General features: G+C 59.3%; 16 protein-coding genes. 9 read left to right on the top strand and 7 right to left on the bottom strand.

Annotation, left to right across the window (positions count from 1 at the left end):
• Window positions 1–53 precede the first annotated feature (53 nt).
• Window positions 54–1,451 (top strand): amino acid permease, encoded by a 1,398-nt coding sequence (locus tag H0I86_RS03750; RefSeq protein ID WP_180924080.1) that lies wholly within the window; start codon window positions 54–56, stop codon window positions 1,449–1,451.
• Between the two features lie 78 nt (window positions 1,452–1,529).
• On the opposite strand, the gene kynA is transcribed toward H0I86_RS03750, so the two are convergent.
• Together kynA and kynB are read right to left on the bottom strand one after the other, a co-directional pair.
• On the bottom strand, window positions 1,530–2,384 hold the full coding sequence (gene kynA / locus H0I86_RS03745; protein ID WP_180924079.1) for a tryptophan 2,3-dioxygenase: 855 nt from the start codon (window positions 2,382–2,384) through the stop codon (window positions 1,530–1,532).
• A 107-nt stretch (window positions 2,385–2,491) separates the two neighbouring features.
• Complete coding sequence (kynB, locus tag H0I86_RS03740) at window positions 2,492–3,133, bottom strand: arylformamidase (RefSeq protein ID WP_180924078.1); 642 nt, start codon at window positions 3,131–3,133, stop codon at window positions 2,492–2,494.
• Between the two features lie 266 nt (window positions 3,134–3,399).
• On the opposite strand from kynB, the gene H0I86_RS03735 reads away from it, so the two are divergent.
• Entirely contained in the window at window positions 3,400–3,750 is a 351-nt protein-coding gene (locus H0I86_RS03735; protein ID WP_007922165.1) for a cupin domain-containing protein, read from the top strand.
• A 121-nt stretch (window positions 3,751–3,871) separates the two neighbouring features.
• Here the strand turns inward: H0I86_RS03735 and H0I86_RS03730 are convergent, their stop codons facing one another.
• The 4 genes from H0I86_RS03730 to H0I86_RS03715 all read right to left on the bottom strand — a co-directional run bounded on the left by H0I86_RS03730 (window position 3,872) and on the right by H0I86_RS03715 (window position 7,712).
• Entirely contained in the window at window positions 3,872–4,570 is a 699-nt protein-coding gene (locus H0I86_RS03730; RefSeq protein ID WP_180924077.1) for a hypothetical protein, read from the bottom strand.
• Between the two features lie 70 nt (window positions 4,571–4,640).
• The gene (locus H0I86_RS03725) at window positions 4,641–5,039 is read right to left on the bottom strand and encodes a hypothetical protein (protein WP_180924076.1); all 399 of its coding nucleotides are present in this window, start codon (window positions 5,037–5,039) and stop codon (window positions 4,641–4,643) included.
• A 247-nt stretch (window positions 5,040–5,286) separates the two neighbouring features.
• Window positions 5,287–6,174, bottom strand: a complete 888-nt coding sequence (gene mmsB / locus H0I86_RS03720; protein ID WP_180924075.1) for a 3-hydroxyisobutyrate dehydrogenase — start codon at window positions 6,172–6,174, stop codon at window positions 5,287–5,289.
• An 11-nt stretch (window positions 6,175–6,185) separates the two neighbouring features.
• Window positions 6,186–7,712, bottom strand: coding sequence for a CoA-acylating methylmalonate-semialdehyde dehydrogenase (locus H0I86_RS03715; RefSeq protein ID WP_180924074.1), 1,527 nt, complete (start codon window positions 7,710–7,712; stop codon window positions 6,186–6,188).
• A 153-nt stretch (window positions 7,713–7,865) separates the two neighbouring features.
• Between H0I86_RS03715 and H0I86_RS03710 the strand changes: the two genes are divergently transcribed.
• The 7 genes from H0I86_RS03710 (at window position 7,866) to H0I86_RS03690 (ending at window position 14,415) form a co-directional block, all read left to right on the top strand.
• Entirely contained in the window at window positions 7,866–8,813 is a 948-nt protein-coding gene (locus H0I86_RS03710) for a LysR family transcriptional regulator (protein WP_180924073.1), read from the top strand.
• Between the two features lie 363 nt (window positions 8,814–9,176).
• The gene (locus H0I86_RS03705; RefSeq protein ID WP_180924072.1) at window positions 9,177–10,328 is read left to right on the top strand and encodes a polymorphic toxin type 44 domain-containing protein; all 1,152 of its coding nucleotides are present in this window, start codon (window positions 9,177–9,179) and stop codon (window positions 10,326–10,328) included.
• On the top strand, window positions 10,264–10,737 hold the full coding sequence (locus tag H0I86_RS32010) for a hypothetical protein (RefSeq protein ID WP_373369399.1): 474 nt from the start codon (window positions 10,264–10,266) through the stop codon (window positions 10,735–10,737). Before H0I86_RS03705 ends, H0I86_RS32010 begins: the two co-directional genes overlap by 65 nt.
• A gap of 59 nt (window positions 10,738–10,796) precedes the next feature.
• The gene (locus tag H0I86_RS32005) at window positions 10,797–10,928 is read left to right on the top strand and encodes a hypothetical protein (protein ID WP_258019392.1); all 132 of its coding nucleotides are present in this window, start codon (window positions 10,797–10,799) and stop codon (window positions 10,926–10,928) included.
• A gap of 51 nt (window positions 10,929–10,979) precedes the next feature.
• Window positions 10,980–12,142, top strand: a protein-coding gene (locus H0I86_RS03700; protein WP_180921255.1) for an IS3 family transposase whose coding sequence is annotated in 2 segments (ribosomal slippage) — window positions 10,980–11,235 and window positions 11,235–12,142 — 1,164 coding nt in all. Because the reading frame shifts where the segments join, the coding sequence is not laid out codon by codon here.
• A 405-nt stretch (window positions 12,143–12,547) separates the two neighbouring features.
• Window positions 12,548–13,767, top strand: a protein-coding gene (locus H0I86_RS03695; protein WP_373369362.1) for an IS3 family transposase whose coding sequence is annotated in 2 segments (ribosomal slippage) — window positions 12,548–12,893 and window positions 12,893–13,767 — 1,221 coding nt in all. Because the reading frame shifts where the segments join, the coding sequence is not laid out codon by codon here.
• Window positions 13,768–13,989: 222 nt separating this feature from the next.
• Window positions 13,990–14,415: a hypothetical protein gene (locus tag H0I86_RS03690; RefSeq protein ID WP_180925786.1), complete on the top strand. Its 426-nt coding sequence runs from the start codon at window positions 13,990–13,992 to the stop codon at window positions 14,413–14,415.
• Between the two features lie 130 nt (window positions 14,416–14,545).
• Here the strand turns inward: H0I86_RS03690 and yfiB are convergent, their stop codons facing one another.
• Complete coding sequence (gene yfiB / locus H0I86_RS03685; RefSeq protein WP_180924071.1) at window positions 14,546–15,049, bottom strand: outer membrane lipoprotein YfiB; 504 nt, start codon at window positions 15,047–15,049, stop codon at window positions 14,546–14,548.
• Window positions 15,050–15,053: the final 4 nt, after the last annotated feature.

Here is a 15,053-nt window from a genome sequence, read left to right as displayed (position 1 = left end):
ATCTGGCCGCGAATACGGACAGATCCGATAACAATGAGAAGAGAGCGTGATTAGTGGATGAAATCCTGAAACCCGGCGAACTCAAGCGTGGCTTGAAGAACCGCCATATCCAGCTGATTGCCCTGGGCGGGGCGATCGGCACCGGACTGTTCCTTGGCTCCGCCGGCGTACTCAAGTCCGCCGGCCCTTCGATGATCCTCGGTTATGCGATTGCCGGGTTCATCGCCTTCCTGATCATGCGCCAGCTCGGCGAGATGATTGTCGAGGAACCGGTGGCCGGGTCCTTCAGCCACTTCGCGCACAAGTACTGGGGCGGTTACTTCGGCTTTCTCGCCGGCTGGAACTACTGGGTGTTGTACGTACTGGTGGGCATGGCCGAACTCACGGCCGTGGGCAAGTACGTGCAGTTCTGGTGGCCGGAAATCCCGTCCTGGGTCAGCGCGGCGGTGTTCTTCGGGCTGGTCAACCTGATCAACATGATGAACGTGAAGTTCTTCGGGGAAGCCGAGTTCTGGTTCGCCATCATCAAGGTGGTGGCCATCATCGGCATGATCGCCCTGGGCTGCTACATGCTGGCCAGCGGCAGCGGCGGCCCGCAGGCCGCGGTGAGCAACCTGTGGAGCCACGGCGGGTTCTTCCCCAATGGCTGCACCGGCCTGCTGATGGCCATGGCCTTCATCATGTTCTCCTTCGGTGGCCTGGAACTGGTGGGCATCACCGCCGCCGAGGCCAGCGAACCGCGCAAGGTAATCCCCAAGGCAATCAACCAGGTGGTGTACCGGGTGCTGATCTTCTACGTCGGCGCCCTCACCGTGCTGCTGTCGCTGTACCCCTGGGACCAGCTGCTGCAGACCCTCAACGCTTCCGGCGACTCCTACAGCGGCAGCCCGTTCGTGCAGATCTTTGCCCTGATCGGCAGCGACACCGCGGCGCACATCCTCAACTTCGTGGTCCTGACCGCGGCGCTGTCGGTCTACAACAGCGGCGTGTACTGCAACAGCCGCATGCTCTACGGCCTGGCCGAACAGGGCGACGCGCCCAGGGCGATGATGAAGCTGAACAGACAAGGGGTGCCATTGCTGGCCCTGGGCGTCTCGGCGCTGATCACCCTGCTCTGCGTGGTGGTCAACTACCTGGCGCCGCAGGAAGCGCTGGAGTTGCTGATGGCCCTGGTCGTCGCGTCCCTGATGATCAACTGGGCGCTGATCAGCCTGACCCACCTGAAGTTCCGCAAGTCCATGGGCCAGCAAGGCATAGTGCCGTCGTTCAAGACCTTCTGGTTCCCGTTCAGCAACTACCTGTGCCTGGCCTTCATGCTGATGATCGTCAGCGTGATGCTGATGATTCCCGGGATCCGGGTTTCGGTCTACGCGATCCCGGTGTGGGTTGCGCTGATCTGGGTGTTCTACCGCCTGCGGGTGGCCAGGGCTGGTACTCGGGCGGTGGCCTGATCGTCGGCGGCTACAGGGATTGGCATAAACGAAAAGGCCCGGCATTCATCGAATGCCGGGCCTTTCCTTGCCTGCCGCTTACAACGTCGAGCGCACGCGCCACAGCTCGGGGAACAATACGGTGTCGAGCATCTTGCGCAGGTAGCCGACGCCTTCGGTGCCGCCGGTGCCGGGCTGGAAGCCGATGATGCGCTCCACCGTGGTCACATGGCGGAAGCGCCACTGGCGGAAGGAATCCTCCAGGTCGATGAATTTCTCCGCCAACTGGTACAGATCCCAGTAGCGCGACGGGTCGGTGTAGACCTCGCGCCAGGCCGCCTCCACCGACGCATCATGCTGGGTCGGCGCCTGGCTGTTCAGCGCCAGGCGCTCGGGGTCGACGGCCAGCCCGGCCTTGGCCATCAGGCCGATGGCTTCGTCGTACAGCGACGGCGTGGCGATCGCCAGCTCCAGCTCCTCGAGCAGTTCCGGACGATGGGCATGGGGACGCAGCAAGGTCGCGCTCTTGTTGCCGAGGATGAACTCGATCTCGCGGTACTGGAACGACTGGAAGCCCGACGAGTGCCCCAGGTATGGGCGGATCGACTTGTACTCGGACGGGGTCATGGTCGCCAGCACCGCCCAGGCGTGCACCAGCTGGTCGAAAATCCGCGACACCCGCGCGAGCATCTTGAACGCCGGCGGCAACTGCCCCTGATGCACGTGCTCGCGAGCCGCCTTGAGCTCGTGCAGCATCAGTTTCATCCACAGCTCCGAGGTCTGGTGCTGGATGATGAAGAGCATTTCGTTGTGGTCCGGCGACAAGGGGTGCTGGGCATTGAGGATGCGCCCCAGGTCCAGGTAGTCGCCGTAGCTCATGGAGTCGGAAAAATTCAGCTCGGCGTTATGCCAGTTGTCGGGCGGTGGGTTGTTCGAATACGGACATTGACTCATCGCGTGGGCTCCTCATGTCAGGTCGCGGCTGGTCGATCACCCGGCGCCGGCCCTGATCGAGGGCGTGCGGGGTCGAAGCTTTGTTGTTGTAAATACTATTGTAGGAATTATCGCGACAAAGGCCGCAGGATGGCGCGCACCGGGCTCGCATCCAGATGAGCGAAACGCAGGGGCAGCGCGATCAGTTCGTAGTCGCCTTCGGCCACCTCGTCGAGCACGATGCCCTCGAGAATCGCCAGGCCATGGCGAGCCACGGTGTTATGGGCGTCCATGGTTTTCGATTGCTGCGGGTCGAGGGACGGGGTGTCGATGCCGATCAGGCGCACGCCGTGGCTGGCCAGCAGCTCGACGGTTTCCTTGGCCACGGCGCTGAAATCCGGGTCCCAGGTGCTCAACGGCGCCTGGCGATAGGTGCGCAGCAGCACCCGCTCGGGCAGGTTCTCCAGGTGACCTTCCAGGTGCCGGGGCAGCACCAGCGGCCCACAGTCCAGGCAATGCACGATCCGGCACGGGCCGAGGTAGACATCCAGCGGCACTTCGCCGATCGGCGCGCCATCGGCGCTGTAATGCAGCGGCGCATCGACATGGGCCCCGGTGTGCGGCGACAGGGTGATGCGCCCGACATTCACCGGGCACTCGGGTCCGTACTGCCAGACCCGCTCTTCCTGGAACGGCGTGTCGCCGGGCCAGGTCGGGGTCGCGGTACTCAGGGGCGGGCTGATGTCCCACCAGCTTGGGGTTGTGTTCATAGCGCTGCTCTCGGTCACTTCGACCTGAATCATACGAGCGATGCCTGTGAAGATTCTTGCGAAATGCTCCGGCGACCGCGGAATCTTTCGCATGAACTGCCATGAATTCACTGATTCACGCTCGGAAATTTCAAGGCAAACCGCGGCAACACTTCGCGGGCGAGTACTGCGTTTCTGGGCACCCCGATGTCGAGTACAGACAACTGGCCGGGCGCCGGGCGCTATAGGGTGCGACTTCAGTTCTCAGCCAAGCCCCCGGAGCCCTCATGACCGCGACTGCCCCTATCACCGTTCTGCGCGACACTCACCCGCTGCCGGTGCTCGATGCCTGCAAATGGGAAAAACTCGAAGGCGACCCGCACACCGTCAACCTCAACGCCTACACCAGCGAAGACGGCAGCAAGATCATGGGCACCTGGATCTGCACGCCCGGCAAATGGCGCGTGGACTACGTGAAGTGGGAGTACTGCCATTTCCAGGAAGGCTACTGCGTGATCACCCCGGACGGCATGGACCCGATCCACCTGCGCGCCGGCGATATCTTCGTGGTCGAGCCGGGGATGAAAGGCACCTGGGAAGTGGTCGAGACCGTACGCAAGTATTTCGTTTTCGCCTGACGAATCTCCGGAAAGGAGAGAAACAAATGCTTCGATACAGGTTGCTGCAATCCCTATCGAGGAACTGCTTCTCTTCCTTTCACCAGCCAGACCGCCCCCTGAAAGCCTCCAAAACCAAGCCTCAGGCTCCGAGACGTGAACGCAGGACATCCGCACGCTCACGAATTTTATCGCCCTTTCCTTCCACCAATTTAGTGAAGGCGATGATGTCTGCCTTACGCTTTTGAATAGTGTCGCGCTGCATATGACTCAACAGCACCAATGAGTTGTAAATACCATTGCCATTGGACGTATTGCCACTGCCATAGGCGATGACTGCTGGGATCAAGAGCTCGTCGCTTCCCCATGACGCCAGCAACTGCTGGTAGCCATCCACTCGCTGACGAGCGTCGTCGCTAAACATCTGCCTGATCAGTGCATCCCATCGCTCGCCCAGTGCGTCAGTAGCATAGGCTGCCTCGACGGGCGCCTTGGTATTCTCGGCAACCACTCGAACTAGGGTCGGGCCATAGTCCGGAGCTGCAACCAGCAGCGCCCGTACTGCAAACTCACTGCGCCTTTGATCACTCCCCATCAAGGGCTCGAAGAACTTAGAGACCAGCTCGGCCTGCTTGATCTTTGATTCGGCCACTGCTCGAATGTCCGCCACTGCCGTAGCAGTACTCTGAGAGTAGTAGGAGTAAAACCCACCCACTCCTGCAATGGTGATCGGTATCAGCGCCGAGCAGGCGACACCAAACTTGTCCCAACCGTCTTTTCCGCGATCCTTGAGCTTCGCTACCTCTGACTCCATCCTTGCGATCTGCTCTTCCGTTGTCATATTGGCTCTCCTGTCGAAGCTCAGCTCTCATGCATCAGCTTTGCACCTCTGCCGTCCTCTACAGCGAATATCAATCAGGTTTATCCAGTTCAAGAGTGCGACGGTTGACCACTTCCTTCAGCCCATCCAGCAAGGTATCCGCTTTAACCCCGGACTTATGTGCATCGAGCAGAAGGAGCTGGACCTGATGACGAGAACGTCGATTTATGCGGAAGTTTGACTCGAAATCCAGCGAAGCAATGATGGTCATAGCCACAGCTGCGGCGCCTGCCAAGATCGATGACAGGTCCTCGGCGGTTTCCTGATTTTCGATAAGGGATAGCTTCGAGACGATTGCAGCAGCGGAAGCCAGAATTGCCGAGCTGATCAAGAGTGCCCTGTAGCCAAGCTTCCACTTGAAGGCTGACCTGCGGTACTTCTGCTCTTGTGCGAGCAGAATTTCCTTTGCATGTGTCAGTTCGTCAATCATCTTTGAGCCCTCCCTGTGGCCTTCAGATTGACTGTAGATCCCAATCAACAACTGACTTGTAACCGATCAGAATAACGAGAATAACCAGTGATTTCGCGGCGCTACCGTGAACGCGCCAAATCCGCCTGGCCTCCGGCTGCATATGCAAAAAACCGGGAGCCCACCCGACGTGAGTCCCGGAAAGTTTGCAGCGTTCACAGAGGTTGGCGAAACCTGCGCTCTTTGAAGAACGCAGGTTTCGCTGTTTCTAGGTCGGCTTGCGATAGCTGTTGACGATAGCCGAGAAGTCCATGCCCCCTTCCCCGCGCTGGCTCATGGCCTGGTACAGCTGCTGCGCCACGGCGCCCAGCACTACCGGCTGATGTGCCTGGCGGGCGGCCTCGGTGGCCAGGCCCAGGTCCTTGAGCATCAGTTCGGCGCCGAAGCCGCCGGTGTAGCCGCGAGCGGCCGGTGCGGTTTCGATCACCCCGGGCCAGGGGTTGTAGGTGTCGGAACTCCAGCAGCGCCCGGTGGAGCTGTTGATGATGCCCGCCAGCACCTTGGTGTCGATGCCCAGGGCATCGCCCAGGGCCATGGCTTCGCTGACGCCGATCATCGAAATGCCCAGCAGCAGGTTGTTGCAGATCTTGGCGATCTGCCCGGTCCCCACGTCACCGCAATGCACGATATTGCGGCCCATCTGCGCCAGCACCGGCTGCAGGGTGGCGAACAGTTCGGCACTGGCGCCGACCATGAAGGTCAGGGTGCCCGCCGCCGCGCCACCGGTGCCACCGGACACTGGCGCGTCGGCCATGGCCACGCCTTGCTTGGCGGCCGCCGCAGCCACGTCGCGGGCGGTCTGCGGGTCGATGGTGCTGCAATCCACCGCCGGTGTGCCATGGGCGATACCCGCCAGCACCCCGTCGTCGCCCAGCCAGACGCTGCGCACATGGGCCGCGGCCGGCAGCATGGTGATCACCAGCTCGCTGTCTTCGGCGGCAGCGCGCGGCGAGGTACTGATACTGCCACCCAGTTCGGCCAGTTCGTTGAGCGCGGCCTGGTTCAGGTCGAACAGATTCAACTGATGCCCGGCCTTGAGCAGGTTGCGCGCCATGGGTGCACCCATGTTGCCCAGACCGATGAATGCGATTTTCATGAGCGGACTCCTCAACGCAAATGGATGGTGGTGTTCACGCCATCGTTGACGCTGTCATCGTCGAACCAGCGACTGGTGACGGTCTTGGTCTGGGTATAGAACTGCACCACTTGTTTGCCATAGGGCCCCAGATCGCCCAGTTTGGAACCACGGGAACCGGTGAAGCTGAAAAACGGTACCGGCACCGGAATCGGGATGTTGATCCCGACCTGGCCGATATCGATTTCGCTCTGGAACTTGCGGGCGGCCGCGCCGCTCTGGGTGAACAGGCCGGTGCCGTTGCCGAAGGGGTTGCTGTTGACCAGGGCGATGGCCTGGTCGAGGGTGTCCACTTCCAGCACCACCAGCACCGGGCCGAAGATTTCCTGGGTGTAGATCTGCATGTCGGTGGTCACCCCGGAGAACAGGGTCGGGCCGACGAAGTTGCCCTGCTCGAAACCCGGCACCTTGACGTCGCGACCGTCCAGCTCCAGCTTGGCGCCTTCCTTGATGCCGCTTTCGATCAGGCTCAGCACACGCTCCTTGGCCCGCTTGGAAATCAGCGGCCCGACATCGGTGCCCGGCTCGCTGCCGGCATTCACCTTGAGTTTCTGCGCCAGCGCCTTGAGGTCCGGCAGCCATTGTTTCGCCGCGCCCACCAGGACCACCACCGAGGTGGCCATGCAACGCTGGCCGGCCGCGCCAAAACCGGCACCAACCAGGGCATTGAACGCCTGTTCGCGGTTGGCGTCGGGCAGCACCACGGCGTGGTTCTTCGCGCCCATCATCGACTGCACGCGCTTGCCGTGTTTGCCCGCCAGGTCGTAGACATGGGTGCCCACCGCAGTGGAGCCGACGAACGACACCGCCTTGATGTGCGGGTGGGTGCACAGCTTGTCCACCACGTCCTTGCCGCCATGCACCACGTTGAGCACGCCCGGCGGAATCCCGGCTTCCAGCGCCAGCTCCACCAACAGCATGGTCGACAGCGGGTCCTGTTCCGAAGGTTTGAGCACGAAGGTGTTGCCGCAGGCGATGGCCATCGGGAACATCCACAACGGAATCATCGCCGGGAAGTTGAATGGGGTGATCCCGGCGCAGACGCCGATCGGCTGGCGCAGGGTGTAGGTATCGACGCCGCCGGCGACGTTCTCGGCGAACTCGCCCATCTGCAGGCTGCCGATCGAGCAGGCATGCTCGACCACTTCCAGGCCGCGGAAGATGTCGCCTTCGGCATCGGCGATGGTCTTGCCCTGTTCGGCGCTGAGCACCTGGGCAATGCGCTTGGAGTGCTCGCGGATCAGCGCCTGCAGCTTGAGCATGATGCGCATCCGCGCGCCGATCGGGGTCAGCTTCCAGGTCTGGAAGGCGCGCTGCGCGGCTTCGATGGCGGCGTCGACTTCATCCGCCGTGGCGAAAGGCACCTTGGCCAGTACCTGCTGGGTGGCCGGGTTGGTGATGTCGTGCCATTCGCTGGTCTGGGATTCGACCCACTGGCCGTCGATCAGCAGCTTGACCTGCTGCAAGGTGGTGCCGTCGGACTTGAGGGATGCGTTCATACGGGTCTCCTGACTTCTTGAGGTTCTTATGCAGGGAGCCAAGGCGTGGGACCGCCTTGAAATGAGGCGTGCGTCGCGAGTTGGTTGTCGGACTGTTTTTGGAGTATAGATGTGCAAACTTCTAATAAGAACGCACATAAAAGCCGGTCCATCATGCAAAAAAACATCACCTCCCTCGGCTCGCTGAACTGGGACGACCTGAAGTTTTTCCTCGAAGTGGCCCGCACCCGCAAGGCCAGCAGCGCGGCCAAGCGCCTGGCGGTGGACTACACCACGGTGTCGCGGCGCATCGGCTCGCTGGAAGTCGCGCTGGGCACCCTGCTGTTCGAAAAGTCCCGGACCAACGGCTTTGTCCTGACCGCCGAGGGCCAGCGCCTGCTGGGTTATGCCGAGTCGATCGAAAGCACCCTGCACATGGCCTGCGAACAGGTCTCGGGCTCGGGCGTGGCCCTGTCCGGCCATGTGCGCATGGGCTGCACCGAGGGTTTCGGCAGCTTTTTCATCACCCCGCAGCTGAGCCATTTCGTCGACGCCTACCCGGCGATCTCGGTGGACATCCTGCCGCTACCGCACTTCATCAGCCTGTCCAAGCGCGAAGCCGATATCGTCATCGCCCTGGAACGCCCGGAGCATGGCCCCTATGTCTGCTGCAAGCTCTGCGACTACCGCCTGCAGCTCTATGCGACCCAGGAATACCTCGACCAGCACCCACCGATCCGCCGCCCGGCGGACTTGAGCGAGCATCAATTCATCAGCTACGTGGACGACCTGGCGTTCAGCTCGGAGCTTTTGTACCTGGCCAATGTACTGCCCGGCGCCAGCGCCAATCTGCGCAGCACCAGCGTGATCGCCCAGTACGTGGCGGCGCAGCAAGGACGCTCGCTGGCGATCCTGCCATGCTTCCTGGCCGCCCAGGACCCACGCCTGCTGCCAGTGCTGCCGGAGGAAATAGACGTCACCCGGCAGTTCTGGATGTACTGCCGCGAAGACCTGCGCAAGCTCAAGCGGATCACCCTGCTGTGGGATTACATACGCAACGTGACCGAACAGAATCAGGACCTGCTGATGGGGCAGAGCCGGGCGATGGTGTTTGCCGACTGAGTGTCTGCAAGGAATCAGGAGGCCTCATCGTAACGAGGTCAGCAGGCCATTGCCAACGGTTTGTGTCAGTGCTTGATACACGACTTGTAACACCTGAGAGCGTCTCAAAGACCCTCATCCAGAGGCCTGCGCGGGCGCAGATAAGGACCCCATGCGGACACGCGATAAGGCTCAGGCGCGAGGGCCCACGGGGGGAACCTGGGCGCATACGTGGATTGAGGTGGTCATTCAGATTTTTCTGCCAGATTCTCGAAGGGGCTTCATTAAAGTTCAGAATCGTCCTACAGCCATTCCGGATGATCCTTGGTAGGCTCGCGAGGCTCTACAACGGGCCATGGATCAATTAACGCACAAGGATGATGAATGCTCTCTTCTGCTCGCCTGGGGGACAAACACGCCTGCCCTCTTCCCGGTCACGGTACGACCCCTATCGCTTCCGCTTCTGGTGACATAGGCATCAACTTCATGGGAGCAGCCCGAGTCGGTGACACTTGCGGTTGTGGCGCGGTCATCACCACGGGGTTTCCCTCGATCATCCTGAATGGCCGCCCTATGGCCCACTTAGGTAGCCCTACCAGTCACGGCGGGACGATCATCACCGGGTCAGGCGATGTCTTCGGTGGCTTTGTCATGGGACCCGCTCCTGGCGCGGCAATCATCAACTTCGCAGCCCTCGGCGTGTTTCGCCCAGACGGCTCGGTAGACGATGAAAAGATGGCAACCTTGCTGGCTGACCCGAAGCTGAGCGAGAAGGCTAAGGATGCAAATGCTTTGGTCGATCCTAACGGGGCCTCTAAGGCGCCCGAAGAGAAGCCAGAGGAGAGGGTCTGTAATGACCCCGACATGATGGAAGAGCTGGCGAGCTACATTGCTGGCGAGATAAATACCAACATCAATAGTCCGTCCGTGCGACAAATGAAGGACCTCAACAGCTTTAGCCCAACGGCTGAGGCAAAGAAGTACAAGGAGCTTCCTTTCTATCTTCGCCTTGGTCAAAACCCTGACTTCTACAGCTTAGCGCTGGGGAAGAGAGCTAAAGCCTTAGCCATCTGGACAGAACGAGTGGGTCAATATCGACCTTGGGACCACAAGCCGATACTCTCAAAGAAGTATAACGGTGTCGTTTACCATAAACAGGGCAACTACGATTACTACTATGATATCTGGTCGAACATTCACTACGGTTATGTGGGAATGGCGGGCAGACTTTCCGAAAGCGCCCTCTTGGATGGTGCAGGCGCCGAGCAAATCATCTCAGACACAAAAAGTAAGCTGGAAGAGGCGGTAAAGACCCCAAAAGAGGATAGAAAACTCCTCGGACCTCATCGTTCAGCCGATATTGACGGACTCCGTGCATGGGACGACGCCCCGGACCGAATATCCATCAGTATTGGCATCAAACTCTTCAGCCAGCACCCTAATGGCGGTATCACGGCAAAGATGATCATGGATGAAGTTCTTGCAGTACCACCGGAAGCATGGGGGAAAGGTGTCCGTGTCCACAAATGCAAGTAAACCTAAAATCAGATACGGCCGCTGGGCATTTCTCCTGCTGCTTGTCTCCCCTATTGCGTTTTGGTATTTCGCTTCTCCTGTCGTATCGGTCCATTTCTCGCATGATGGAAAGGAAGAGTTTCGGTATATCTGGAACGTTCAGCACCAAATCTATAAAGGCGACATGCCTGTGGGGGGTGGAGCATCGGTTAAGTTTGGTCATATCTTCCCCGATGCGGGTTTCTTCATGAGATTCGATTGGTGGACCGACACGGGGACTCAGAGGTGCGTTAATGTCACACCCAAATGGGGAAGAACGATAGACATCTATCTTGATGCGACTGGTGGGATCGACACCGCCAAAACCGCCCCTGACGTCATTTCTCGCTTGAAACAATGCGCTGGCGAGTCTGACCCTTTCCGGTCCTAAAGTTCTCTACCAGTGCCGCTATGAGGTCACCCAGCAGACCCAAGAAGGAAGGTAGAACCATGAAGCACACGATTATGGGAGTTCCTGAAGGCGAGGAATTCGCAACCTTTTCAAAGGTTCTTCCGGTTTCTGTAGCGGACCTTAAGCCCATTATGGGTTGGGCAGCGGATGATGATTGTGTAGTGGTCTAATGAAACCGGACACCCATTTAGGCGAGAATGCTCGCCAGATAGAGGTGTCTGATGACCAAGCAACGTCGTTCCTTTTCCGCTGAATTCAAACGCGAGGCTGCAGCTCTCGTGCTCGATCAAGGCTATAGCCATATCGAGGCCTGCCGCTCGCTCGGGGTGGTCGAGTCCGCGTTGCGTCGCTGGGTTAACCAACTCCAGCAGGAGCGCAGTGGTGTTACTCCGCAGACAAAAGCGCTGACGCCCGAGCAGCAGAAGATCCAGGAGTTGGAAGCCCGGATCGCTCGTCTTGAGCGGGAGAAATCCATTTTAAAAAAGGCTACCGCGCTCTTGATGTCGGAAGAGCACGAACGCACGCGCTGATTGATCAACTGAGCACCCAAGAGCCGGTTGATTGGCTTTGTGTCGTCTTTGATATCACTCGTTCGTGCTACTACGCCCACCGCCTCAGATGTCGAACTCCGGACGTTGAACGACTTCGGTTACGCAGTCGAGTCAATGAGTTGTTCACGCAAAGTCGGAGCGCCGCCGGCAGCCGCAGCATTGTGTCGATGATGCAGGAAGATGGCGAGCAAATCGGACGGTTCAAGGTGCGTGGTCTGATGCGGGAGCTGGCGTTAGTCAGCAAACAACCTGGATCACATGCTTACAAACAAGCGACGGTTGAGCGGCCGGATATTCCGAACATCTTGAATCGAGAGTTTGAAGTGCCGGCACCCAACCAAGTCTGGTGTGGCGATATCACCTACATCTGGGCCCAAGGGAAATGGCATTATCTGGCTGTCGTGCTGGATCTCTATGCGCGCCGAGTTGTGGGCTGGGCGCTGTCGAGCAAACCGGACGCGGACTTAGTGATCAAGGCTCTGGATATGGCTTACGAGCAGCGTGGCCGGCCTCAAGGACTGCTGTTTCACTCGGATCAGGGCTCGCAATACGGCAGTCGCCAGTTTCGCCAACGGCTCTGGCGTTACCGCATGCGCCAAAGCATGAGCCGTCGTGGAAACTGTTGGGATAATGCGCCGATGGAGCGTGTGTTTCGCAGTTTGAAAACTGAATGGATACCGACCGTGGGCTACATGACGGCTCAAGAGGCGCACCGAGACATCAGTCATTACCTGATGCATCGGTACAACTGGACTCGACCGCACCAGTTCAACGATGGGCTGGCCCCGGCTCAGGCCGAGAAAAAACTTAACGTCGTGTCCGGGATTAGTTGACCACTACATATGCCAGCATCTTCGGATCAAGGGCACCTTTAAGGAACTTCTCACGCTGGTCCTTAGGCATCCCTGCCGCTTGGCTGTACTTCATTGCTACATACAAGAGGCGTCTCGAACTGCGTGACTTCGGTATGGCCCTGTACCTATTAAGTCTGGTACTGCCAGCAGTGTGTCAAGAAGGGGATGACAGGCTCCATGGGACCCTCAGCCAAGCCACCATATCAGGAGGAGGCGCCTTCATTCTGGGGCTACCGCCAGTCCTCTACGGGTACGTTGCTTGGTTAGCAAACCCCTTGTTTATTGCTGCCTATCGGACTCGGATTGTCAGGCGCTGAACGAGCCCCATGAAAGACAGGACACTGTTTCCCCCTTACGATAAGGGATAGGCAAACGGTTATGTTTATGACTAACAGCAACGATAAGAGTGGGGAGCTTTTGGGCCAGGAGCGGCGGCGCCGCTGGAGCCCAGAGCAAAAGCTGGCCATGGTTCGCGAGAGCCTTGAGCCAGGACAAAGTGTGTCGGTCGTCGCTCGGCGCAACGGCATCAATGCCAATCAGCTGTTCTTGTGGCGCAAGCTGTATCAGGACGGCAGCCTGTCGGCGGTCAGTGCTGGCGAAGCCGTGGTGCCTGCCTCCGAGCTGAGCGATGCGCTCAAGCAGATCCGTGAACTGCAACGGATGCTGGGCAAGAAAACGATGGAAGCCGAAATCCTCAAAGAGGCCGTGGAGATCGCCCGGTCGCGAAAATGGATTGCGCACTCACCCTTGTTGCCGGGGGACGACCAGTGAAGCTGGTCAGCGAATGTCTCGGTGTGGCGCGCTCGCAATTAACGGTTCGAATCAAGCAATCGGTATCGCCCAAAGTACGGCGAAGTAGGCCTGTGGACGATGCTGCGCTGGTGGTCGAAATCCAGCAACAGGTCAGCGAGCTTCCCAGCTATGGCTACCGTCGTGTCTGGGGATTGCTGCGTCGCGCCCGTGAAACCCAGTCGCTGCCGGCGATCAACGTGAAACGAGTTTACCGGGTCATGCGTGATCACAACTTGCTGTTGGAACGTCGACTCAAACAGCCCGGCGTGCCGCGTCGGCACGAAGGCCGTATTGCGGTGAAAACCAGCGATACGCGTTGGTGCTCGGACGGCTTTGAGTTCCGCTGCGAGGACGGGGCCAAACTGAGCGTGACCTTCGCCCTGGACTGCTGTGATCGCGAGGCCATCGGCTGGGTCGCGAGCCCGACCGGGTACAGCGGCGATGATATCCGCGACTTGATGCTGGAAAGCGTGGAGAAGCGCTTTGGTGATCAACTGCCCGTCACGCCGGTGCAATGGCTAAGCGACAACGGCTCGGCGTACACCGCCGAACAGACACGCCTGTTTGCTCGACAGATCGGCTTGCAGCCGGTGACCACCCCGGTGCGCAGCCCGCAGAGCAACGGCATGGCCGAGAGCTTCGTGAAGACGATCAAGCGTGACTACGTGGCGCACATGCCCAAGCCGGATCGAGAAACGGCGTTGCGTAACTTGGCAATTGCCTTCGAGCATTACAACGAGCAGCATCCGCACAGCGCCTTGAATTACCGTTCACCGAGGGAGTTCAGGCGCTTGGCGCCAGCATCAATTTAACGGGGAGTTGGTGTCCGGTTTTGTAGGGGCAAGTCCAGGCGCAGCTTCATCTATGCCCTACTTGCATTGCTGATGGGACTGTCGGTGCAATTACAACTCGTTACTTGGTACGACGAAGATGGAAGGTTCACCATTACTGGGTATACCTACGGCTGCTACGTCTGGTTACTTTCCTTCTCTTGGCTGGCCGGATTGGCTATAACTGATTGGGGAAAAGCGTCCGTGTCCACAAATGTAAGTAAACCTAAAATCAGATACGGCCGCTGGGTATTTCTCCTGCTGCTGGTCTCCTCTATTGCGTTTTGGCATTTCGCCTCGCCCGTCGTAGCGGTCAACTTCTCCCCGAATAGCAAGGAAGAGTTCCGATATGTCTGGAACACTCAGGACAGAATCCACAGAGGCGACATTAAACATGGGGGTTCTGCCATTGAGTCCGGCTACATTTTTCCTGACGACGACTTCTTTATGATGTTCTTTTGGTGGACGGACAAAGGTTTTCAACAATGCATCGACATCACACCTAAGCACTGGGCAACGATAGAAATCCACCTTGATGCAACAGGCAGAATCGACACCACCAAAACCGCCCCTGACGTCATTTCCCGCTTGAAACAATGCCCGGGCGAGCCTGACCCTTTCCGGACCTGAACTTCCTGCCAACAGCGCTGCGAAGAGCTGCTCAAACTCAAGCGTCCCTGCTATGGGACTACATCAACAACGTGACCAAACAGGATCAGGACCTGCTGATGGGGCAGACCCAAGCAATGGTGTTCGCCGATTAGTCGGCGATGACCACGATCGAAACGCGACGGTTTTCGGTACGTCCGGCCACCGTGCTGTTGGAGGCTACCGGCTCGCTGCTGCCGAGGCCGCGCAGCTGGATGTTTTCTTCGCGCATGCCCGTGGCCACCAGCACCTTGCTCACGCTTTTCGCCCGACGCAGGGACAGTTGCTGGTTATAGGTTTCCCTGCCGGAGGCATCGGTGTGGCCATCGACCCGGACCTTGTCGATGTGCACGCTGACCAGCGCCTTGCCGATGCGCTCGACGATCTCGGTGCTGGCGGCATTCAGTGTCTCGATATCGCTGCCGAACAGCACCTTGCCGGACAGGCCAAAGGCCCAACCTTCATCCGTCAGCTCAAAGCCCTCCTGCTTGAGCACCGCCACTTGTTGCGGGGTCAGCCCCTTGGGCGGCACGCTCTGGCAGCCGGTCAATGAAAGCAACGCCAGCAACAGGCCGGCGGTGAAAAGTCGCGAGAAAGATCGAGTCTGTGAAAACAAAGAA

The organism is Pseudomonas chlororaphis subsp. aurantiaca (assembly GCF_013466605.1).
Taxonomy (GTDB): domain Bacteria; phylum Pseudomonadota; class Gammaproteobacteria; order Pseudomonadales; family Pseudomonadaceae; genus Aquipseudomonas; species Aquipseudomonas chlororaphis_I.
The sequence above is the reverse complement of the archived record's forward strand: the minus strand, read 5'-3'. Positions and strand labels throughout refer to the sequence as shown.

Excerpts from the sequence above, each read along its gene's own strand:
- kynA (WP_180924079.1), bottom strand. The coding sequence starts at position 2,384 with ATGAGTCAATGTCCGTATTCGAACAACCCACCGCCCGACAACTGGCAT.
- H0I86_RS03715 (WP_180924074.1), bottom strand. The coding sequence starts at position 7,712 with ATGAACGCATCCCTCAAGTCCGACGGCACCACCTTGCAGCAGGTCAAG.
- H0I86_RS03730 (WP_180924077.1), bottom strand. The coding sequence starts at position 4,570 with ATGACAACGGAAGAGCAGATCGCAAGGATGGAGTCAGAGGTAGCGAAG.
- mmsB (WP_180924075.1), bottom strand. The coding sequence starts at position 6,174 with ATGAAAATCGCATTCATCGGTCTGGGCAACATGGGTGCACCCATGGCG.
- H0I86_RS03710 (WP_180924073.1), top strand. The coding sequence starts at position 7,866 with ATGCAAAAAAACATCACCTCCCTCGGCTCGCTGAACTGGGACGACCTG.
- H0I86_RS03735 (WP_007922165.1), top strand. The coding sequence starts at position 3,400 with ATGACCGCGACTGCCCCTATCACCGTTCTGCGCGACACTCACCCGCTG.
- H0I86_RS32005 (WP_258019392.1), top strand. The coding sequence starts at position 10,797 with ATGAAGCACACGATTATGGGAGTTCCTGAAGGCGAGGAATTCGCAACC.
- H0I86_RS03705 (WP_180924072.1), top strand. The coding sequence starts at position 9,177 with ATGCTCTCTTCTGCTCGCCTGGGGGACAAACACGCCTGCCCTCTTCCC.
- H0I86_RS32010 (WP_373369399.1), top strand. The coding sequence starts at position 10,264 with ATGAAGTTCTTGCAGTACCACCGGAAGCATGGGGGAAAGGTGTCCGTG.
- kynB (WP_180924078.1), bottom strand. The coding sequence starts at position 3,133 with ATGAACACAACCCCAAGCTGGTGGGACATCAGCCCGCCCCTGAGTACC.
- H0I86_RS03725 (WP_180924076.1), bottom strand. The coding sequence starts at position 5,039 with ATGATTGACGAACTGACACATGCAAAGGAAATTCTGCTCGCACAAGAG.